Here is a 19,429-nt window from a genome sequence, read left to right as displayed (position 1 = left end):
ACCAAAATGGCAGCTCAAAACATCACAAAACTAATTGACCGGCTGGAAAAGGTTCACCCCGATGCCAAGCTCGATCTTAATTTCACCAATCCGCTGGAATTGGTGATTGCGCTGATCTTAGCCGCCCAGGCGCGCGATGAGCTAGTCTGCGAAGTCACCCTGCCGCTATTTAAGAAATATCGCAGCGCCAAAGCCTACGCGGAGGCACCCTTGCCCGAGCTCGAAGAACGAATCCGCAGGATCAATTTCTACCGCAACAAAGCCAAGTTGATTCACAACTGCTGCGCGGCATTAGTCGAGCGCTTCGGCGGCAAAGTGCCAGACATCCTAGACGATCTTGTTTCGCTCCCCGGCGTCGGCAGGAAAACCGGCAACATCGTCCTCGGCAACGCCTTCGGCAAGCAAGCCATCGGCGTCGACACTCACGTCATGCGTCTTTCTCAAAGACTCGGATTCACGACCCGGACCGATCCCGACAAGATCGAAGCCGACTTGACCGCCATCGTGCCGGAGAAACGCCGCGTGCGCTTTTGCCATTTGCTGCAGTACCACGGCCGGCGCGTTTGCTTCGCCAAGAAGCCCAAGTGCCCGCAGTGCACCATCAAAGATTTGTGCCCGTTTCCGCAGAAGACACCGACGTAAATACACAAGCACTGGTGTCGAACTTTGGGCTATGATTTTGGCGGTGAGAGGTTTATGATTTATACGGACTCGATTGCCGCTGAAGCCATGCTTGAACCGTCACTGGCTACCGACTCAGACAATTTACTACAACCTCCAAACTCATCCGGCGTAATTCGCGAAGCACGCGGTTTGATCGAGTTGCCTCGCCTCTTGCTCCGCTTCCCCAGCCTCGCCCGTCAGCCACGCGGCAACGGCCAAGCAGTCTTGGTCCTGCCGGGTTACGGCGCGGGAGACGGTTCCACGGTACTACTCAAAAGCTATCTACGCATGATGGGCTACAGCGCGCATGGCTGGCGCATGGGACGCAACTCTGGAAACGTGCCGGGATTGTTTCCGCGTCTGCTCAAACGACTCGCCTCGCTGGCGCGCAGAAACAATGGCCACGTCACCCTGGTCGGTTGGAGCATGGGCGGCTATCTGGCGCGCGAACTGGCGCGCGAGCGGCCTGACCTCGTAAGTCGCGTGATCACGCTGGGCACGCCGGTTATCGGTGGCCCAAAGTATACCGTCGTCGCGCACAGCTATCGGCGCCGCGGCGTGGACGTGGACGCAATTGCGGCGGAAGTCGACGCCCGCAACCGGATTTCACTGCTCATTCCCGTCACGGCGATCTATTCGCGCGCCGATCATATTGTCGCCTGGCGCGCCTGCATCGACGCTGAGGCGTCAAACGTCGAGCATGTCGAGGTCCGCACGACTCACCTGGGCTTCGGATTTTCTCCTGACGTCTACACGATCATCGCCCAACGTCTGGCGCAAGATGCCCTGGCGGCATCGCGGCCCGCGCAGCACCAACGCCCTCGTCGCTTGCCGCACCGTCGCAAAGCCAACGCTCGCCGCTAACGATGGACGCCGCACTCCCTTTGCTAGTCCTTGCCACAGCCTTGGTAGCACTCGGCGTCGTGGGCCTCGTTTTGCCGGCGCTCCCCGGCGCACCGCTGCTGTTTGGCGGTTTGCTGCTGGCCGCCTGGGCCGAGAGCTTCAACTACGTCGGTCTTCTCGCAATCGTCATTCTCGCGCTGATGGCCGTCATGACTTACGCCGCTGATTTCTGGGCAACCATGTTCGGCGCAAGAAAATTCGGCGCCTCCAAGCGCGCGCTGATCGGCGCCATGATCGGCGCCGTCGTCGGCATCTTCTTTGGAATCCCCGGCGTCATTTTCGGTCCCTTCATTGGCGCGGTCATCGGTGAGCTGTCAGCACAACGCGGCTTACAGCAAGCCGCGCGCGCCGGTTTTGGCGCAGCGCTCGGTTTGGCCCTCGGAGTCGCGGTAAAGTTGGCCCTGGCTTTCGCCATGATCGGCATTTTCGCAATCGCACGATTCTTCTAGCGAAGATAAGCGGCCCATCGCCCTTGAAGCGGCGGGAGCCGATCGCCATCAAACAAGTCGATCTCGAGCAATACTGATCGGCGCAGCTTCCCTGCTCCGTGCTCCCTGCCCGCGCTACTCGCGCCGGGTGGTCAGCTCGATCTTATAGCCGTTGGGATCTTCGATAAACGCAATCGCGTTGGTGCCGGTGCCATGCTTCATCGGCCCCGGCTCGCGGGTGATCTTGATGCCCTTGGCGCGCAGCTCTTCGCAGGTCTTGTAAACATCCGGCACACCCAGAGCGATGTGGCCGAAGCCATTGCCGACGTCGTAGGAGTGCGTGTCCCAGTTATAGGTCAGCTCGATCACCGCATCTTTTTCTACGGAACCATAACCGACAAAGGCGTTGGTGAAACGGCCGGATTCGTAGTCTTTCTTACTGAGGAGCTTCATGCCCAAGCCGTCACAGTAAAACTTTAAGCTCTCGTCAAGATGATTGACTCGGATCATGGTGTGGACGATTTTCATAGAGTAGGTCCCTTTCGATCGCTTAGTCCAGTGGCCAGTGACTAAGTTGCTTGACGCACCGCGCTTTTCTCGGAGAACGAACGTGTAGCGAGTCGAACAGCTTCGGCGATACCATCCCGGCTAATCGAATTATCACACTCGGCGCCACGAGAAAATCATAGTAACATTCATTGTGATGGGCAACCAACGAAGCTGAGAGCGAACACTAACTCATCGCCTTGGCAAACCCGCGAATCGTCTCCTCTCGGCTGCAGCCCGGCGGGCTGTAGGGGATGATCGCAATTTGCTGGATGCCGGTTTTCTTGATTCGCTCAATCTGTTTTTTACACTCGGCCACGGTGCCGGCGATGGCGAATTTGTCGACCAGCCAATCGGGGATTACTTCGGCGTGGTTCGCCTGCTGGTCCATGTGATGGTAGTAGTCGTAGGTTTTGCGAATTTCTTCCAACACGTTTTGCTCGTTGGGGTCGAGCACGTAGGGCAGCGGATGAGCCACCACGCGCGCAACGTGGGCTTTCACGGCATCTTTGGCATTGGCCGTGTCGGACACCGCGCAAGGCACCCATAAGACTAGATTGATATCTTCTAGCTTCCTTTCGGCCGCTTTCGCGCCCGCGGCAATCTTCTCTTTCGCGTGCGCAATGTAATCGTCGGCAACGCCGACGAGAACAATGATGCCATCAGCGATGCGGCCGGAGAGCTCAAGCATCTTCGGCCCGCTGGCGGCGATGTAGATTGGCACGCGGCTCTTGGTCGGATGGAGCAAGTGAATTTTCCCTGTTGGCAGCTCGGCCTCTTTGCCGTCGAGTATCGACCGCATCATCGCCAGCGATTTTTCGAAATTCGCCAGCGTCGACGGCTTCATGCCCATGGTCTCTACTGAGCTATCACCCAAGCCGATGCCAACGATCATTCTTCCCGGCGCGTATTCTTCCAACGTCGCGTAACCGCTGGCGACCACGGATGGATGGCGTGTCAGCGGATTGGTCACGCCGGTGCCGAATTTGACCTTGCTCGTGTTGAGCATCATCGCGGTCATGTTGACGTAAGCTTCGCGCCAGATCAGATGGGAATCACCCACCCAAATGTGGCTAAAGCCAACTTCTTCAGTCACCTTGGCCAGGTGAATCATTTTTTGTAATGGCTCGGTCGGAAATAAACCGACGCCGAAATCGAAACTACTCACGGTAACTCCTTCAACAACAAGACTGGTTGGCAACCACTTCCGGTGGCGGCGTCTGCTGGCTGCGACCGGCAACTTGGACAACGCCGTCGATGATCACGTAGGAAATCCCCGGCAAATCGCCCTTTGAAAACGAGTCGAGCGCATCCTTCGACACCGAGCCGGTGATCTTGTGCAGCAACACGATGTCAGCGGGCCGCCCCTCTTCGAGAATGCCCAAATTCAAATCATGGGCGCGGCCGACATTGCCCGTCGCCATGCAGATAGTTTTCTCCGGCGCAATCTCACCGACCGAAGAAATAAAAGCGATCTCGCGCAGGATACCGCGCGGCACGATACCAGTGCCGCCCGGAGTGTCGGTGCCGATCAGCACGCGATCGTATCGGCCATTCACTTTGATCGTCCGCGCCAAGCTCAAAGCCAAGCGATAATTGCCCGATGTGCAGATCTCCATGAAACACTCGGTCTCGTTGGCGATGCGGATCATGTCTTCTTCGGGCATGGGAATCGGCCCGCCGGTGATGTGACCGATAATATCCGGGCGGATCTTCTGCACCATCTCGAAGCCCGCCACTTGGCTCACCCCCGAACGCGACACGCCGCCGGAATGAATTTTGACTTTGATACCGCGCGCGTGCGCCCAATCGACGTAGCGACTGGCCTCGCCGTTGGGCAGCAAGCTGTAATCGTAGAAAATAAACTTGACCAGCTTGATGCCAAGCGACTGAATCTCATCGAAATCTTTTTCCGTAAGCCCAGGAACCAAGAGCAGCGTGCCGGCGTGAACTTTGACGCCGGATGGGCGCAAATTGTCGTAGCACTTCTTAGTGACGATGGCGACGGACAACGCCGTGCGCGCGTCGGGCGGCAGCGGCAAACCCGGCAGGTGCAGCTCACCGGCGGAGATCAGCGCCGTCACCCCGCCGTGCATGTAGTTAGTAATCCACGACAGCGAATTTTGCGCCGGCGTGTACTCGCCAATCGATGGATGGGAATGCGAGTCGATCAAGCCCGGAATCGCCGTGATGCCGTGGGCATCGATGGTTTGATCGGCGGCTTGATTCAAGCCCTTACCGATCGCCTGAACCACGCCATCTTTGATAAAAATCGAGTCCGCCTGCCGCAGCGGCGCTTCCAACTTGCCGGTAACCAGCGTGCCAATGTTTTTGATAAGAATAGATGTCATAGTTTCAACCTTGCGCGGACTATATCAGTGCGCTTCGCGCGTGTTCAATGGCAGCGCAACACAGCGTCACAAGGGGCACAAAAAGCGCTGCGCGTGAATTTCCCGGTGCGCACGGCGCACCCTCCGAATCTCGTAGGGCGGGTTTAAAACCCGCCCTACTTTGAAATTCTTTTTGCGCCTTTGGCGTTTTTTGCGGCTATTCTTTTCTTTGGTTGCGGCTGTGCCGCGCTGGCCCTCTGTGGTGAGTCTTCCGGCCCATCAAGAGCCGCCAAGGACATCGCGCAGAATTTCCCGCACGCCATCGGTCGTTACTTCGTCGAGCCGTCCCGACCCGGCGATGGGCACCGTCTTGCTGACTTGCCGTTCCCAAGCCACCGCACCGTTGTCGATGCGCACAAGCTTGAATTCGACCAGTGCCCGCAGCGGGCTGCGGCCATCGGTTTGCCAGCGGCGAATCTCGGAAAGCAAGAGCCAGCCGCTCAAGTCCGTGCTGCGCGCGTTGGCCGCGGCGCTGGAAGCGTCAAAGGGAAAAGACTGCATGCGCATGTCCCGCTCCTCGGGCAAGGAGACGGTGACCTTACGCTGCTCCAACTCCTTGCGCAGCGTGCCGCGCAGAATATCCGGCACCGTTGGGCGATAGTCCGGCGAGACTTTGCCCGCCCACTCGGCGATCGACCGCAAAGGATTGGTGCTCGGCAAACGCAGATCGCTCGGCGTCGCGTTGCGCACCGATGCTAGCCAAACCGGGCTTTGCCGCAGGCTCTGCCAATCTAACGAATGCTGCGACGACTGCGTCGCGCAACCGCCAACGAAAACGAACCCAAACAGCAGCGACACGACGCCACCGCGAAATTTACGTATCATGACTTGCACTCCATAAATCACAAAAATCAGCACACAGCCGAAGGCCACGTTGGTCGGGCCCAACGGGAGATCGAGCCGCACCGACAGGTAAAACCCGACCACGGCCACAAACACGCCGATCAGACAAGATAGGGTGAAAAAACGATTCATGCCGCGCGCCAGGGCGCGCGCTGCCAGCGGCGGCAGCACCATAAAGCCAAAAATCAACATCGGCCCGGCCATGATCACGCCAATGGCAATGCAAAAGCCGCACAGCACGTAAAGCCAAAAGTTCCATTGCGTGCTGCCGCCGGTTAGCAAGAACGACAGATCGCGATCGAACGAATTGAGCAAAAACTCGCGCCGGAACAGCACCAAACAGAGATAAACGATGCCATAGATCAGCGCGAGCAATTTCAGTTCCCCGCTCGATAGCGTAATCACTTCGCCTTTGAGCAAGTTGAGAATTTCCAATTCGCCCTGCGGATTGAAAACGATGAAGAGAATCGTCAGCGCGGATGCCAGCGCGTACGCGGCCGCAAGGCGGCCTTCGGGGGTGCCGCTTGCATGGCGATCGAGATACGCAAGCATTCCCATGCCGACCAGTGTGAGGGCCAGCGAGCCGGCCATCGCCAACAAGCGCTCGCCGCCGCTGCCGTGCGCGTACCCCATGCTGTGATAGATCCAGAACGTAAACGCCACGCCACAGGCGGCGATTTGCGGCAAGGTCAAACCGAGAAATACGCGGCGGCGCAACATCAAGTGGGCGCCGACCAAAGGGCAAACAAAGGCCAAAATGACGCTGCCCAGCAGCGCCGGAAATAGCAAAAAGGATGGACTGAAGATCTCGAAGAACCCTACCATGGCTGATCGGACGTCGCTCCCTCTTCCCAGCACGCGCGGCCGCGGTCGATGCGCAGAACTCGCTTGGTCACGGCGCGCACCATGCGTAGATCGTGACTCGAGAAAAAGATCGCCCTGTGCTCGTCGCGATTGATCTTCAACAGCAGCTCCGTGATCGCTTCGCGCGACTCGACATCGACGCCTGCGAGCGGCTCGTCCAAGACCAAAATCTTCGGCTGCACCATCAGCGCCCGGGCAATCAATATGCGCTGCTTCTGGCCGCCCGAAAGAGAAAAAAATAAGCGCTCCGCGAGCGCTTCAAGGCCGACCTGCCGCAGGACCTCCCGCACGCGCGCTTTTTCGTGGCGCGGCAGCCGTTCATGCGGTTTCAAACGACCGTAGCTGCCCATCTCAACCAGCTCACGCACCGAGATCGGAAAGCTCGCGTCCAGCGCGGCGCTCTGCGGCACATAGCCAAATTCCCCCAGCTGGCATCGCCGTGTAAGCGAACCGCCGAGAACGGGTAAGAAACCAAGCAGTGTGCGAAATAGCGTGGTCTTGCCGGAGCCGTTCGGTCCGGCCATGGCGATCAGATCGCCGGCATGGATCTGCAGTGAAACCTGCTGCAAGATGACAGCGTCTTGGTAACCGAGGCTGGCATCGCTGAAACTAACCAGAGCGGGCGTCTCAACCATCGAGACGCCCGCTCTGGGAAAACGGAGATTCGCCCATCACAGCTCAACTCTTTAGCCCTTTTTCAGCGCCGAGAGCAAACTCCTGAGGTTAGAGTCGATGAACTTGATGTAGCTGTCGGTTTCCGCCGTCGCGCCGGCGTTGGTTTGCAGGCGCACGATACTGGCGCCGGTCTGGCCCGCCAGCTGGCGCGGGTAGCGGTCGCTCTGCGGCCCGTAGATAATCACCTGGGCTTTTTCCTGCTGCATGCGCTGCACCAACGACACTAGATGGTTCGGCGTCGGCTCGATGCCGGGCTTTACTTCGATGGTGCCCACCTGCTGCAAACCGTAGCGATTGGCGAAATAGGTCCAGTCGCCGTGGTAGCTGACAAACTTCACTCCCTTCAACGGCCCGGCGCTCCCCTGCCAGCGGGCAATCGCTTTGTCGAGCTCGCCCAGGTAAGCGGCCAAGTTCTTTTCGAACGTCGCCTTGTGCTGCGGGAAGTTGCGCGACAATCCGTCGGCGATGTTGCGCGCGATGATCTTGCCGTTGAGCGGATCCAAGTTGTAGTGCGGGTTGCCTTTTGGATGGACATCGCCTTCGGCGCGATCGATCTTCGTCGGCACCTCCAACACCGTCACGCCGTTCGAGCAATCGATGTTGCCCGGCTGCCCCTCCAGGATGCGCGGATTATTGGCTACCTCCAACAGGGCCGGTAGCCAAGAATGCTCCAAAGCGAGGCCCATTTCGATCAGAATGTTAGCGCGATTTAGCTTCGGCACGAAGCTTGGCTTCACCGGCACCGAGTGCATGAACTCGACGCCCTTAGTCAAGCTCTCCACGACGACCAGCTCTTTGCCGATTTGCTTGGCGATGTCCGCCAAGTCCGGCACCGTGGCGATCACCCGGATCGACTGGGCCGTCGCGTTCCCGTACGAGCCGGCGCCCAAGAGCGCCAGCATCGCCAGGACTATAAAGTTTCGTCGTTTCACTTTCATTGCTATATTCTCCCGGGACGAGCCCTCAACGGGTCCGGAAACCATGCGTATGGCTTCCGAGCACGGTCGTCCATTGCAGAAATACTTGATTGCCGCGCTCGGCTTTCTCCTCGCGAACCATGTCACTGAGATGCGTGAACTGGAAGCGCAGGCGGTTAAACTCGCTCGGGCTCCAGGTTAAGAAGGGCGAGTAGCCCTTGGTCTTTTTTCCTGGGCTGTCGATGCTCGGTGCATAGTCGAAGAGAAAACCCGTGGCCCAGTTCCGGTTAAACTGCCATTCGGCGTAGCTGTAGCCGCCAAAGGCATTGCGGCGCCGACCGACAACACGTCCATCGTCGTAAGTTTTCGCGCGCCGCTCGCTATTGACGAAAAGCTCGTTGCCCCAGGTCACACTCTGATCCGTCGTCCGACCCAGCGGCTGATAACGGTAAGTGAGGTCGAGCCCCACCAAGTTGCGCGTGCTGCCACCGATGTCCACCAGCCGCACCGACGGCGTGTAAGCCATGCTCGTGCCGAGCTCCAGATTGTGGTTGTCGGTCAAATCGGCATAGGTATTCAAGCGCGCCAGGTAAGTAAAGCGGCTCCACGAGCGCGACTTGCTGTCGTCTAGGCGCTCGTTTTCGGCGCCGATCTTGTTGTAGCCGCCGAGCGTGGCGCGCAGAAAAAACGGCGTCGAGAATAAGTAACTCAACTCGACGCCATCAGCTTTCGATTCGCCGCCAACGATACGTTCCAACGATAGCGGTGAGTTGACGAAAGCGTATTCATGAGGATGAAACTTGGCCAAGCGGCCAAAGTCCGCGAAGAAACGCCCGCCACGCGCTTGCAGATTCCACGGCAAAGAGGTCGTGACCATCGCCGCTTCTTCGACTTCGACACCTTCGCGGCTGCCGGTGATGATTGCATAACCACGCGCGTAGGGATCGATGGACGCAGCCAGACCGAGTTCCGCGGCGCGGAAGTTAAACGTGCCGCCCACTGTGCTGCGGTGCTCGGCAGTGGTGTCGATCACGACACCGATGGCCGGATTGAGCGCGCTCGCCGCCCCGGCGCTCGACTTTACCGATTTCTCAACCCGCTCGACGCGCGAGCTGGTCGCGGTCTTTTCTTTTTCTAACTGTTCGATGCGCTGTAAAGCTTTTTGCAGCTGTTCCTGCATGCCCTTAAACGAAGAGCGCAATGCATCGAGCTCCGAAGTCGCTCCATAGGTTACCGGCGTTGTCACGGTGCAAACAAACAAAGCTGGCAGCACCGCGCGGCGCAGCGCTGCGGAAAATGAAATCATCATTGAGAACCTCCCACAAACGAACATAGATAGCCTTCCTCTTTCCGTGAAAAAGGGAAGACGCCAAAAAATGGTAGAAAAACAGAGCTGAACTATGCGGCGAGCACAGCGGGCGGCGCGCGCACGCCCTGGGAGAATAGACTGCGGGAAACTTGCCGGCACGCCGGCACTGCGGCAACCGCAGAGAACCGCGCCACCAGCGCAAAACTGACAGTGGCCGCGGGCAAACCGAGCTGTATTCGCTGCCCGTGCACGCAGGCGCATTCGTTGCTTTGCGTGCCCGTTTCCGCGGCATGCTCGTGCAGCGGCAGAACGAAAAGAAACAACAGCAGGGCAACACAAACCAATGCGCCTGCCCAATTGCGCGTCTCTTTACTGTTCTGTTTATGCACGGCTCTGAACCTATCCAAGGTGCTGCTGGGTGTCAACGGATGACAAGATGTCTCAATCGATACATAGAGCGACCCGACCCGCGCCATAGTTCGGGTACGCTTCCCGATCTCGCGCAAGCTCTTCCACTGTGGGAGGTGCCGCCTCGTGGAAGACTGCTGCACCGGTGCAGTATCAGCTCGAGGGCGATGAAATCCGCCCGCAGGCATTTCAGCGGGTGCTAAACCCATGAACTAATGCTCCTGCGTTTCCTATAACGCCAAGCGGCCAGCCCAATAATCCCGAAACTCATGAGGCCTACCGACGCCGGCTCGGGGACTGGCGTCGCCAGGAATGCCCGCGACGTCACGCCGTCCAAGGAGACGAAGCCAGCGATTTGCCCAGCATTGTTGATGCTCGTGGGGAAGGTGACGACCCCGCCGGGGACAGTGAAGGGAGAGAACTTGTCGTTGATCCGCAGGAAGCCTGCGCCGGCACCGTCATAGCCCACAACGTGGCCGAGGTCATTGACGACGGCAAAAAAAACCCCCGATAACAAAACGATCGGTTTCATTGTTGTCCTTTGCTTCATCGCTTCTTTTTTGGCCTGGCTGACTTGCTGCGTTGTTTTTTCGGCGTCGGCACCGCTTTGTCGAGCTGCTCGAAAAAGCGATTCCACGGCACGCGCCTGCCGATGACGACAAGATGGGCGGTGACGCGCTTTTCAGTGCGATAAGGCGTAACGGTCAACGCGCCGGGCACCCATTGGATTTCTTGGATGCCCCGCTCCGTGGTCGTGCGCACAAAGCCCTTGGCGCGCACGATCGACGCGCGGTAGCGGCCCAGCAGATCCTTCAGTTTCTCGACATCGATGGGGTAGAGAATGCGGACGGTCAAACTGCGAAAGCCCGCCGTTGAGTCGGCCGTCGCCTCGCCCGGCGCCGTCGTCTGCGCGGCGCGCGCGATGCTTTCCGTAATTGCTTCTGGCGCGATGTCAGCGAAGGTTGCGCGGACTATATTGGCATCGGGATTCGCCTGCCGCACACGCCGCTCGACCTGCTCGGCTGTTTGGCCGTCCGCGCCGTCCATCTTGTTAAGGATCACTGTATCGACATGGCGCAGGTGATTGATGCCTTCCGACCAGGCGGTGGCAACCGCCTCGAAGCGCGGCGTGTCGACGACCACCACCGAGGACGCCAAGCGTCCTTTCGCTTTTCCCGGCTCGGACTTGGCGAGCGACTCGCGCACGCTGTCGAGCACCTGGCCGGTGGAGGCAAGGCCGGTGGTCTCGATGAACACCGGCGCGCCTTTAACTTCCTCCAGCAAATGGCGCAGCGTTTGATCGACGGTGCCGGATAAATCACAGCACATGCAGCCGTTGAGAATCGCTTTGAGCTCGATATCGTCGTCGCGATCGCCGTCGCACAGGGACGCGCCGTCGACGTCGGCTTCGCCGAACTCGTTCATCAAAACGCCCGGCTTGACGCCGCGCTCGATCGCGCGCTTGAGCAGCCGCTTCAACAGCGTCGTCTTGCCGCTGCCGAGAAAGCCGCCGATAACGTAAACGGGCGAAACTAGTGTTTGGGTTTGTAAGGCATTCATAGGCCGACATCCCCCCTATCTTTCTTGATCGTCGCGCCGCTCTGCTTGGCGTCGCTCAGCACTTGCACTTTGAGCTCGTGGATCTCCGGGAACATTTTGGTCACACCGAAACTCACCCGGCTCCCGGCCGGCGAACGCTCGCAGTCATACGAGAACGACGCATGCACCTCGCGGTGCTCGCGGCAGCGTGCTGTTGGTCGTCCGTGAGTTGCCGGTCACCTGGCGCGAGTTGTTGACGTCGAGCGCAAAGCTCTGGTTGCCGCCCAGGGTTCCGAGGTCGCTAACTTTGTACTTGGTTTGCGCCTCGGCCAGTTTGAAAACCACCAACAGGATGGCCAAGAAAACCGCCCACATGAGCGTATGTAAACCTATAGAGCTTTGCTTCATCCGAATGTTCTCCTCTGCATACTTAATAAAGCGCCGGCGCGTCGCCCGGGCGTCGGCGGCTGACACCGCGCCGCGATCACCTGCCAGGTCTGCGCCATCTCATGGGCATAGGCACCGAGCGGTTTGTGCCACTTGTCGAGAGCGGTTTTGCGATAATCACTGCCGCAGTTCCTGGCGATCCAACGTTCGTAGCCGGCGATCCACCAGCAAAGCTCGGCAAGCCGGGCGCGCGCCGCCTTCTGCTCTGGCTCGCTCACAGGGTCACACAGCGGCGCCACTTGGTTCGGCAGAAAAACCATGGCTCGCAGGCGCGCCGGTGGACGCAGTTGGGGGAAAAAGCGATAGCGGCGCAAAAAAATTCCGCGTCCGCCCAAGCGGCACAAGACGCCCCAACCCCAAAGCCGGATCTCGCCGCGCTCGAGCGCCAGCGAATACTGACTGCACCCGTCGCGTCCTTTGGGCGGCCGGCGCCGCTTGAAGCCGTAGCGCAAAAGTAGATTGCCGTGCGGGTTTTCCACGTCGCAGCCCCAGCACCAGATCTGCTGGTCGAAAAGTAATTTGCCGCACAACCGCACGTCCGGCGCCAGCCAAAGCGCCTGCGGAGGCTCGGCCTCTGGTGGCGGCCCGAGCAGCGCCGCAGGCGGCAGGCGCTCGGCGCCGGGCACGGCTATGGCGATTTGGGCAGCCACTTTTACAGAATTTCCCGGCGCCGTTTGCCGGTGCGTTTGACGAGCCACGCACAAGCGATCAGCCCCATGCCGAGCAAAACCACATTCGCCGGTTCCGGCACACTCAGCGGGGTTAGTAGAAACGCTCTCGTCTGCCCTTGAAACACACCCTGTCCGACAATTTGGCCACGCTCGTTGATGTCGTAGGCATTGGTGAGGTACCAACCGGAGCTGGCGGGGATGAGTGTGTTGAGATTGTGGTTGACGCCGTTTTCATGGAGGAACGCGGTCGAGTTGATGGCGTTGCCGTTCACATCGAAGTTGAAGGCTAAGCCGACGATCTGGCCATGATCGTTGATCAGATTTGCTGCCGAGCCGTCGAAGCCGGGGACCAAGCCGATGTCGATGATTGTCGAGCCGTTCCATAGAAACGACCGCGAGATCGCTGTGCGGCCCGGTGTCTGATGGCCGAAGTCTTTTTGGATCGCGCCGCTGACGTGCCCGCTGTTGTTGATGCCAACGCCAAAGACGTCGGCACCGGGCACGAGGTTGCCGACGATCACTAGCCCGGCAATCGGGTCCCACCGATAGCCGACGATGGCATTGCTGGCGTCGCGTCCCCAGCCGGCGATCTGTCCGGCGTCGTTGATATCCCAAGCGCGGCCGTTGGAACCGCCTGGCGTCGGTACTGTCGTCGTCGAAGTGCCGTTGGAAGTAAAGGCTTGAAACAGCGCCGCGCCGTTGCGTCCGTGCCCCGCGGCTACGCCGCTGGAGTTTATTCCATAGGCGGTGCCATCGGTGGTGTTGGCAGCCGGCACGGCGCCGGCGTGCGGTGGAATCTCGCGCATCGGTCCGCCATTGGCGTAGTCCATGATGAAGGGCCGCAGCCTGCCCGCGGCGTTGGCCGCGCGGCCGACAATCACGCCGCTCTCATTAATGTCGAAGGCCTTGCCGTCGTTGCCACCGAGCGTGCCCAGGTCAACGATCTGGCCGTTTTGCCAAAGCACCGGCCGCACCACGCCGTCGCCCCGGCTCGCTTCACCGACCACCTGGCCGTGGTTATTGATGCCGTTGGCGAAACCGAAAGTTCCGCCGAGCGTGCCCAGGTCGGTGACGTTGTAGTTCAGCGCCAGCGCCAAATGGGTCCATAGCGCAACGACGAGAACCGCGCTCATCAGTGAAAAAACGCGCTTCGCGACAAGGGCGTGGGAAATTAACATGATCTCCTCCAGGCTGTTTCGCCCCTAACGGGGTCACTTCTTTGCTTTCATCACTTGTAAACTCTTCTTGCAAATTGCGAATCATTTGCAGTACCGGCACACACGAACTCCCGGCTCTGATGACGCTAGCGACCCGAGCCTTACTGAGGACCCGAGAAAGCCATTATTGATAAATGCAAATCGTTCGCACTACGCCAGCAAAAAATTTTAGCGCTGGCAGCGCTGGCACAAACCGATAAACCGCAGCTCGTGGCGCGTAATCTTAAAACGAAATCGCTGGCTGATCAGTTTTTCAAAATCCTCCATGCCGCAATCTTCGATATCTTCGGTCTTGCCGCAGCCGCCGCAGATCAAGTGATGATGGTGGCCGCGATACTCGTCCGACAGCTCAAAACGCTGCCCCTCGGCCACATGATCGACCTCCGTCAAAACGCCGAGCCGGCAGAACAACTCGATGGCGCGGTAGACCGAAGCCAGGTTGATATTGCGGTCGTGCAACTTTTTGTGCACCGCCGCCGGCGTCAGCGGTTTGTCGTCGTCGAGAAAAACCTCCAGCACTTGGCGCCGCGGCTCGGTCTGGCTGTAACCCTCCGCAACGAGCGTCTTCTGTATTATTTCCGAAGCCTTGCTCACGACCCCTGAAATACTCCGCTCGCCGGCGATTTTCAAACCGATGTCGATGCTTTATTCCCCGCCCTTTGCGACTCGTATCAGTCTCACCTCGCCGTTGTGCCCTGCGACCGCCAAGCTCCGGCTGTCCGGCGACCAAACCACCTCGGACACCGCGTCCTCGAGCGCATGAACGCCGACGGGCTTCTTGTCTTTTTTCGGATTCCACAACCCTACCATCCCATCGTCGCCGCCCGACGCCAACAAAACCCCGTAGGGCTGATAGGCCAAGCAATGCAGCACGCCTTGGTGGCCCTTGAGGACGATCGGTTGTGTGTCCGCCGGCCCCTTGCCGCTGCAATCCCAGATGGTGATCTGGTCGCCGCCGCCGGTGGCGAGATAGCGGCTGTTGAAGTCCCATGACAGCTCTCGGACCTTGGTTGGATAGCCGGACATTTGCAGATCTTCACCGCTCTTGACGAACCAGAAGTGCACGGTCGAGTCCTGGTTGCCGGTGGCAACAAACGCTCCATCGGGACTCCAGGCGATGGTCAAGAGAGACCCCTTCCATTCGAGTTTGGTAACCGGCTCGTTCGATTGCGCGCGCCAAAACGCCAGCTGGCCGTAGGCCGCCGAAGCAAGTCGCTCTTCCTTCGCTCCCTCGCGCAGCGGCCTCCACTTAACGTCGCTGATCGTGCTCGGATGGTCCGGATATTCGCGCAACAACTGTCCATCCATGGTCCATAGCCGTAATTTTTTTCCCGCCGCGCTGGCGAGCACCGGGCCGCTGCCATTGGCCGCTCCCCAGGCGATCGCTTCGACCCACGCCGCGCCGGCGTCCATGGAATGACTCTCCGAACACTGCAGCATATCCCAGTATTTGATCGTGCCGTCCTGCCCGGCGCTAGCGAACTGCTTGCCGTTGGGACTCCAGCCGATCATGGTCGTGCCAAAGGCATGGCCAGGCAAACGGCACACCTTGGAGCCGTCCTTGACATAAAAAATCTGAATCGGCCCGGAGACGCAGGCGGCCGCAAGCCATTGGCTGTCCGGCGACCAGGCCACCGAAACGACGTGATCGTCCATTTTGTGCTGCCACGACGGCGCCAGCACATTGACTTTGCTCTTAAGCAAGGCAGGCACGGAACCCCTCGTTTAATTGCTGGCGGTTGAGCTTGCGACCGATGAAGATCAGGGAGTTGCGCCGCGCCGCAGCGCCCCAGGGCCGCTCCTGCTTGGCGTCAAACAGCATGTGCACGCCCTGAAATACGAACCGATTGGCTTCGCCCCTGATGCTCAGCACGCCTTTCATCCGGAAAATGTCCGTCCCCTGCTCCGTCAAGATGCCGCGCATCCAGTCGTTGAATTTTTTGCCGTCGAGATCGCCCGGCGCTTCGATACCCACCGAGGTAATCTCTTCGTTGTGCACATGATCAGGTTTGTACTCACGGCCGAGCACCGGCTGCACAATCAGCTCCGGCGCGCGCAGCTCCATCTGAAACTCGCTGGGCATGTGCTGGGTAAATAGCGCGTAGTGACCGCGCTGCTCGATTTTGATCGTATAGCGGCTTTCTCTCGGCGCGAGCTTGAGCTGAAATAGTTTCTTTTCGGGCTGCAGCATCGCGCCGGACTCAAGCACGGTCTCTTGATCCGAAAACAACAACACCGCGTCCATCTCGCGCTCTTTCAACGCTTCGCCGTTGGCTTCCGCTGCCGGTAGAAGAACAACGTTTATCGCCGGATCGGGCCCTTCTTTGAGGAGCAGCTCATAGTTCCCCGCTTCTAGTGTAAAGATGCCGCCCCACTCGAACGGATACTCCGGCTCCATGAACTTGGGGTCCACCTCGAGGGCGCGATCGAGGTTGAAGCCGCCGACGTTGAGCACTTTGTTCATGTCGACGATCGCATCCTTGGTCCGATAAACCTTGGCCGCAGAGTTCATGCCGCGAATCCGCGCTTCGAGCTTGTCGAGCACGTCGGGCGAAACCAGATCGGTCTTGTTCAAGAGAATCACGTCGGCAAAGGCGATCTGTTCCCGCGCCTCCGAGCTGTCGTCAATGTGCTGCGCGATGTGCTTGGCGTCGATCAGCGTGACAACGCCATCGAGCATCAACTTGGCCTGCATTTCATCATCGACAAAAAAGGTCTGCGCCACCGGGCCCGGGTCGGCCAACCCGGTCGTTTCGACCATGATGTAGTCGAAGCGTTCGCGCCGCTTCATCAAGTTGCCGAGAATCCGGATCAGATCGCCGCGCACCGTGCAGCAGATGCAGCCGTTGTTCATCTCGAAGATTTCTTCTTCGGCGCCAATCACCAACTCCTGGTCGACGCCGACTTCGCCGAACTCATTTTCGATCACGGCAATCCGCTTGCCATGATTCTCGGTGAGAATTCGGTTTAGTAGCGTCGTCTTGCCCGAGCCAAGAAACCCGGTCAACACCGTGACCGGCACGCGCTGCGGTGTTTCGAATTCAACTGCCATCTTGTCCTCCGTCATGATCTTTCATCGTCACGCCCCGGCTTGGACGCCCTCTCGCAATTCCTCTTCCTGCGTGGGACGCGACGTCGCCCAATCGCCGATCAAACATTCGGCGAATCTCTTGGTCAGCTCGCCGCGGTCGAGACCGCGGCCGATCAAGACGAAATGATTGACGCGCGGCCGCTCACCCCAGGTCTCATTGATGAACCCGGAGTTAGAAACCGTGTTAACTTGCTGAAAGACGAACTTCTCGTCGCGCCCAGCGATGCTCAAAATGCCCTTCATTCTAAGCACTGTGCGATGCTCTTCGTCGCCGTAGAGCGCCCAAGTGAAGTACTCTCTAACTTTCTCTTGGCTTAACGTGCCGCCCAGCGAAATCGCGACCGATGTCAGCGACTCGTCTTCGGCGTAGCGCGACTCCCAGGCGCGCTGGTAAACCGGCTCGATTACGCCCTGCGATCCGGTCACCGACACGGACCGTGGCGGATGCTGGGTAAAAACCGCGTAGTAACCGGGCTGCAAAATATGAATGCCAAACTCGCTGCGATTTTCCTCAAGGGGCGTGTTCCACACGAAGCGATCGACCTCGATGGTTTCGCCGCAAGCGAAATTCACTTCCGGTTCGAAAAAGGTTTTTACCGCCAAGGGCAGACTCTTCTGCACGTCGCTGTCGGTTGGCTCGACCATCGGCATCAGCCAGACCAGCTCATTGCTGTGCGGCGCGCCGCTGGCATGCCATTCGACGCGATAGCTCCCGGGCTCGAAACGATAGGCGCCGACCCACTTGAACGGATAGTCGGGCTGATTGAACCCAGCATCCGCTTTCAAGCCACGCGCTGGCTTGAAAGCGTGGAGCGCCAATAGCTCTTCAGCGTCGAGCTGGGCCATGGTCGTCGGGCGAATGACCGCGTCGCTATTGACGCGGCGCAGCAACTCGGTCACCTCAGCCAACTCCTGCGCGCTCACCAGGTCGGCTTTGTTCAGCACCAGCAGGTCGGCAAAAGCGATCTGGTCCTGCGCGATGGTTTCGGATTTTACCTGGGCGCGCACATGTTTGGCATCGACCACGGTGACGATGCCTTTGAGGTCGTAGTTCGTCCACAGATCTTTTAGCGCCATGAAAGTCTGCGCGATGGGACTCGGATTGGCGATGCCGGTGGTTTCCAGCACAATGGCGTCATAGGGGCGGCCTTGCTTGATCAAACGGCGCAAGACCCGGATCAGGTCGCGCCGCACCGTGCAGCACATGCAGCCGTTCTTGATCTCCATGATCTCTTCTTTTGCGCCGATGATCAGCTCGGTATCGATGCTGACGGCGCCGAATTCGTTTTCCAGCACGGCGATTTTCAAGTGCCGGGTCTGCGCCAGAAAATGATTGAGCAGAGTGGTCTTGCCAGAGCCGAGAAACCCGGTCAGCACGTACACCGGCGTGCGCGGCTTCGTGGCGCTCGGCTTGCGCTTCTTCGTCGCCCGGCTCTTGCCCGTGGTTGTGTTCTTTTTCGCCATGCCTGCCTCGCCTATGGCTGCACCAGATTCACCACCATCCCGATTGTGCTGAGATAAACGAAAAGCACGGTGACAAAAACCGCCGTCGTGCGCGCGCCAGCGAGGGTCTTGAGCAGCGCAATCTCGGGAATGCTGCTAAACGTCGCGCCCGCCATGAAAGTCAAGGCCGTCCCCATCGGCACCGCGCGCATTAGCGGGATCATGAAGGGCTGCATGATCGCCGCGTTCATATCGAGAGGGATGGCGAGCAAAGCGGCGAGTATGGGGCCAAGCCACCACCAGTCGGTGGCAGCGTTGGCAATCAGAATGCCCACCGGGGTTTTGTTTAGCGGCACGAGCACAGCGGCAAGCAGGCCGGCGATCACGAGCGGCAGCCACATGCGCCGCAGGACGCTGAGCGACTCATCGAAGGCGACCACGAAACGGTTGCCCAGCTGCCTATCGAGGCGCAGGCTGCCGCTGCAGGAAGCGGCGCGAATGCGTTCGGCATCGAAGCCCATGCGCCCGGCATACCAGGAAAATGCGATTGCGGAAGCGAACCCGAAGCCAACGTAGATCGCCGTGGCTTTCAAACCACCGACAATCAAGAGAACATAAATGGCGAACTCGTTGACACCGCAGCCAGTGATTAGATACGCCGCGCTGGCGCGCGTCGAGGCGCCGGAACGGAGCAAGCCCTGGTACAGCGGCACGATGGTGCACGAGCAAACCGGTGTCACCACCCCGAACAGACCGCCCGCCACGGCGCCGCCGAGGCCATCCGCTTTCATCCAACGATCGAGCAGCGCCCGCGGCATCGACTGGCGCAGCACGGACATGAAGTAGCTGGTGAACGCGACTAAGGCGACGATCTTGAAAGCATCGTAGATCCAATAGGCTGTAATAGCCTTGATGTCGAAAGTCACGCCCCAAAGCTCGACGGGCATCGCCGGCATCCACGCGGTCAATAGAGCGCCTATCCATTTGCCGACATCGGCGAAGGGTTTATCCGGCGCGGCGAGAAATGACTTTATCGTCTCCAAGAATGTGTCCACCCACGATCCCCTTATGTGTA

Annotated in this window: 22 protein-coding genes; 3 read left to right on the top strand and 19 right to left on the bottom strand. The window is 59.3% G+C overall.

The features are described from left to right. The first annotated feature begins 6 nt into the window (after nt 1-6). From nth to FJ145_00590, 3 genes are read left to right on the top strand one after another with little or no spacing between them, the layout of a single operon-like run. Nucleotides 7-642, top strand: a complete 636-nt coding sequence (gene nth, locus FJ145_00600; protein ID MBM4259922.1) for an endonuclease III — start codon at nt 7-9, stop codon at nt 640-642. A 54-nt stretch (nt 643-696) separates the two neighbouring features. Beyond that, the gene (locus FJ145_00595; protein MBM4259921.1) at nt 697-1,527 is read left to right on the top strand and encodes an alpha/beta hydrolase; all 831 of its coding nucleotides are present in this window, start codon (nt 697-699) and stop codon (nt 1,525-1,527) included. A gap of 2 nt (nt 1,528-1,529) precedes the next feature. Next, nucleotides 1,530-2,015, top strand: a complete 486-nt coding sequence (locus tag FJ145_00590; GenBank protein ID MBM4259920.1) for a DUF456 domain-containing protein — start codon at nt 1,530-1,532, stop codon at nt 2,013-2,015. A gap of 114 nt (nt 2,016-2,129) precedes the next feature. Here the strand turns inward: FJ145_00590 and gloA are convergent, their stop codons facing one another. From gloA to FJ145_00495, 19 genes are all read right to left on the bottom strand, one after another. Next, nucleotides 2,130-2,522, bottom strand: a complete 393-nt coding sequence (gene gloA / locus FJ145_00585) for a lactoylglutathione lyase (protein MBM4259919.1) — start codon at nt 2,520-2,522, stop codon at nt 2,130-2,132. A 205-nt stretch (nt 2,523-2,727) separates the two neighbouring features. Next, nucleotides 2,728-3,708, bottom strand: coding sequence for an LLM class flavin-dependent oxidoreductase (locus tag FJ145_00580; protein ID MBM4259918.1), 981 nt, complete (start codon nt 3,706-3,708; stop codon nt 2,728-2,730). A 10-nt stretch (nt 3,709-3,718) separates the two neighbouring features. Further along, nucleotides 3,719-4,891, bottom strand: coding sequence for an amidohydrolase family protein (locus tag FJ145_00575; protein ID MBM4259917.1), 1,173 nt, complete (start codon nt 4,889-4,891; stop codon nt 3,719-3,721). A 258-nt stretch (nt 4,892-5,149) separates the two neighbouring features. Continuing rightward, a complete protein-coding gene (locus tag FJ145_00570; protein MBM4259916.1) occupies nt 5,150-6,598 on the bottom strand; it encodes a metal ABC transporter permease in 1,449 nt (482 codons plus the stop codon). Beyond that, nucleotides 6,592-7,272, bottom strand: coding sequence for an ABC transporter ATP-binding protein (locus FJ145_00565; protein MBM4259915.1), 681 nt, complete (start codon nt 7,270-7,272; stop codon nt 6,592-6,594). The genes FJ145_00570 and FJ145_00565 overlap by 7 nt, the downstream gene beginning before the upstream one ends. 51 nt (nt 7,273-7,323) lie before the next feature. Continuing rightward, nucleotides 7,324-8,295, bottom strand: a complete 972-nt coding sequence (locus tag FJ145_00560) for a zinc ABC transporter substrate-binding protein (GenBank protein ID MBM4259914.1) — start codon at nt 8,293-8,295, stop codon at nt 7,324-7,326. Further along, nucleotides 8,276-9,538, bottom strand: coding sequence for a hypothetical protein (locus FJ145_00555; GenBank protein MBM4259913.1), 1,263 nt, complete (start codon nt 9,536-9,538; stop codon nt 8,276-8,278). The genes FJ145_00560 and FJ145_00555 overlap by 20 nt, the downstream gene beginning before the upstream one ends. A gap of 89 nt (nt 9,539-9,627) precedes the next feature. After that, nucleotides 9,628-9,927, bottom strand: a complete 300-nt coding sequence (locus FJ145_00550; protein MBM4259912.1) for a hypothetical protein — start codon at nt 9,925-9,927, stop codon at nt 9,628-9,630. Between the two features lie 218 nt (nt 9,928-10,145). Next, on the bottom strand, nt 10,146-10,496 hold the full coding sequence (locus tag FJ145_00545; GenBank protein MBM4259911.1) for a PEP-CTERM sorting domain-containing protein: 351 nt from the start codon (nt 10,494-10,496) through the stop codon (nt 10,146-10,148). Beyond that, nucleotides 10,493-11,506, bottom strand: coding sequence for a hypothetical protein (locus tag FJ145_00540; GenBank protein MBM4259910.1), 1,014 nt, complete (start codon nt 11,504-11,506; stop codon nt 10,493-10,495). The genes FJ145_00545 and FJ145_00540 overlap by 4 nt, the downstream gene beginning before the upstream one ends. Next, nucleotides 11,503-11,673, bottom strand: coding sequence for a DUF2796 domain-containing protein (locus FJ145_00535; protein ID MBM4259909.1), 171 nt, complete (start codon nt 11,671-11,673; stop codon nt 11,503-11,505). Before FJ145_00535 ends, FJ145_00540 begins: the two co-directional genes overlap by 4 nt. Continuing rightward, entirely contained in the window at nt 11,651-11,893 is a 243-nt protein-coding gene (locus tag FJ145_00530) for a hypothetical protein (GenBank protein MBM4259908.1), read from the bottom strand. Before FJ145_00530 ends, FJ145_00535 begins: the two co-directional genes overlap by 23 nt. Continuing rightward, nucleotides 11,890-12,582: a hypothetical protein gene (locus FJ145_00525; GenBank protein MBM4259907.1), complete on the bottom strand. Its 693-nt coding sequence runs from the start codon at nt 12,580-12,582 to the stop codon at nt 11,890-11,892. The genes FJ145_00530 and FJ145_00525 overlap by 4 nt, the downstream gene beginning before the upstream one ends. 2 nt (nt 12,583-12,584) lie before the next feature. Next, nucleotides 12,585-13,781 carry a PEP-CTERM sorting domain-containing protein gene (locus tag FJ145_00520; protein ID MBM4259906.1) on the bottom strand — a complete coding sequence of 399 codons (1,197 nt, stop codon included), beginning with the start codon at nt 13,779-13,781 and terminating at the stop codon, nt 12,585-12,587. Nucleotides 13,782-13,988: 207 nt separating this feature from the next. After that, nucleotides 13,989-14,462: a transcriptional repressor gene (locus FJ145_00515; GenBank protein ID MBM4259905.1), complete on the bottom strand. Its 474-nt coding sequence runs from the start codon at nt 14,460-14,462 to the stop codon at nt 13,989-13,991. A gap of 3 nt (nt 14,463-14,465) precedes the next feature. Beyond that, entirely contained in the window at nt 14,466-15,476 is a 1,011-nt protein-coding gene (locus FJ145_00510) for a WD40 repeat domain-containing protein (protein ID MBM4259904.1), read from the bottom strand. Between the two features lie 40 nt (nt 15,477-15,516). Further along, a complete protein-coding gene (locus tag FJ145_00505) occupies nt 15,517-16,872 on the bottom strand; it encodes a GTP-binding protein (protein ID MBM4259903.1) in 1,356 nt (451 codons plus the stop codon). 27 nt (nt 16,873-16,899) lie between these two features. Then, nucleotides 16,900-18,375 carry a GTP-binding protein gene (locus FJ145_00500; GenBank protein ID MBM4259902.1) on the bottom strand — a complete coding sequence of 492 codons (1,476 nt, stop codon included), beginning with the start codon at nt 18,373-18,375 and terminating at the stop codon, nt 16,900-16,902. A gap of 11 nt (nt 18,376-18,386) precedes the next feature. After that, nucleotides 18,387-19,409: a hypothetical protein gene (locus FJ145_00495; protein ID MBM4259901.1), complete on the bottom strand. Its 1,023-nt coding sequence runs from the start codon at nt 19,407-19,409 to the stop codon at nt 18,387-18,389. Nucleotides 19,410-19,429: the final 20 nt, after the last annotated feature.

It is taken from the genome of Deltaproteobacteria bacterium, from assembly GCA_016874755.1.
Classification (GTDB): Bacteria; Desulfobacterota; Binatia; order UBA9968; family UBA9968; genus DP-20.
Note: the sequence above shows the minus strand (reverse complement) of the source record. Positions and strands in the feature narration are given on the sequence as shown.

Coding starts and splice junctions, on each gene's coding strand:
- FJ145_00570 (MBM4259916.1), bottom strand. CDS start 6,598: ATGGTAGGGTTCTTCGAGATCTTCAGTCCATCCTTTTTGCTATTTCCG.
- nth (MBM4259922.1), top strand. CDS start 7: ATGGCAGCTCAAAACATCACAAAACTAATTGACCGGCTGGAAAAGGTT.
- FJ145_00540 (MBM4259910.1), bottom strand. CDS start 11,506: ATGAATGCCTTACAAACCCAAACACTAGTTTCGCCCGTTTACGTTATC.
- FJ145_00555 (MBM4259913.1), bottom strand. CDS start 9,538: ATGATGATTTCATTTTCCGCAGCGCTGCGCCGCGCGGTGCTGCCAGCT.
- FJ145_00560 (MBM4259914.1), bottom strand. CDS start 8,295: ATGGTTTCCGGACCCGTTGAGGGCTCGTCCCGGGAGAATATAGCAATG.
- FJ145_00565 (MBM4259915.1), bottom strand. CDS start 7,272: ATGGTTGAGACGCCCGCTCTGGTTAGTTTCAGCGATGCCAGCCTCGGT.
- FJ145_00505 (MBM4259903.1), bottom strand. CDS start 16,872: ATGGCAGTTGAATTCGAAACACCGCAGCGCGTGCCGGTCACGGTGTTG.
- FJ145_00510 (MBM4259904.1), bottom strand. CDS start 15,476: ATGGACGATCACGTCGTTTCGGTGGCCTGGTCGCCGGACAGCCAATGG.
- FJ145_00500 (MBM4259902.1), bottom strand. CDS start 18,375: ATGGCGAAAAAGAACACAACCACGGGCAAGAGCCGGGCGACGAAGAAG.
- FJ145_00520 (MBM4259906.1), bottom strand. CDS start 13,781: ATGTTAATTTCCCACGCCCTTGTCGCGAAGCGCGTTTTTTCACTGATG.
- FJ145_00590 (MBM4259920.1), top strand. CDS start 1,530: ATGGACGCCGCACTCCCTTTGCTAGTCCTTGCCACAGCCTTGGTAGCA.
- FJ145_00575 (MBM4259917.1), bottom strand. CDS start 4,891: ATGACATCTATTCTTATCAAAAACATTGGCACGCTGGTTACCGGCAAG.
- FJ145_00595 (MBM4259921.1), top strand. CDS start 697: ATGATTTATACGGACTCGATTGCCGCTGAAGCCATGCTTGAACCGTCA.
- FJ145_00530 (MBM4259908.1), bottom strand. CDS start 11,893: ATGAAGCAAAGCTCTATAGGTTTACATACGCTCATGTGGGCGGTTTTC.
- FJ145_00545 (MBM4259911.1), bottom strand. CDS start 10,496: ATGAAGCAAAGGACAACAATGAAACCGATCGTTTTGTTATCGGGGGTT.
- gloA (MBM4259919.1), bottom strand. CDS start 2,522: ATGAAAATCGTCCACACCATGATCCGAGTCAATCATCTTGACGAGAGC.